This window comes from Flavobacterium sp. NRK F10, assembly GCF_024054235.1.
Lineage (GTDB): Bacteria > Bacteroidota > Bacteroidia > Flavobacteriales > Flavobacteriaceae > Flavobacterium > Flavobacterium sediminis.
Map to the genome: position 1 here is coordinate 1 of NZ_JAMXLC010000002.1, position 488 is coordinate 488.

General features: G+C 33.0%; 1 protein-coding gene. It reads left to right on the plus strand.

The window, feature by feature from the left end:
* Positions 1 to 173: 173 nt before the first annotated feature.
* Positions 174 to 488 (plus strand): hypothetical protein (locus tag NHF50_RS15585; protein ID WP_252777359.1); only part of this gene is annotated, 315 nt, incomplete at its 3' end.

A 488-nucleotide genomic window follows, 5' to 3' on the forward strand; every position in this document is an offset into this window, starting at 1 on the left:
ATAAATATAAAAGTACCCGAAAGAGTACCAGCGATCATATACAGAATGAAATGGCAGATCGGTTAACACAACCGATGTGCTTTGTACAGTTTAAGAATACTGTATACTACTAGGGTAAGTTTCGGGTGATTTATACCATTTAAACTTAATAGTAACAATTAAAACATGTTTTTATGACATTAAAGAAATTCTCGCTATTTGCCCTCTTTAGCGCTTTAATTCTTTCTTTTGTCCATTGTGAGTACGATGACCATGAGAAGAAAATTACAGCCTTAAATACTTCTAACGGATTAGTCGTCAGAAAGATCTCTTATGATGAAGCTTTTAAAAATAAAAGCGTAAGCGACAAATTCTCAAGAATTGAACTGTTTAAGCACAATGCTGCTTTAAATAGTAAAATAATACACGATACCATTTATGACTTTACGATCAATACAGATTTTGCTGTTTTCATAGACGACGGTTTGTCACAGACCTATACTTTTCCG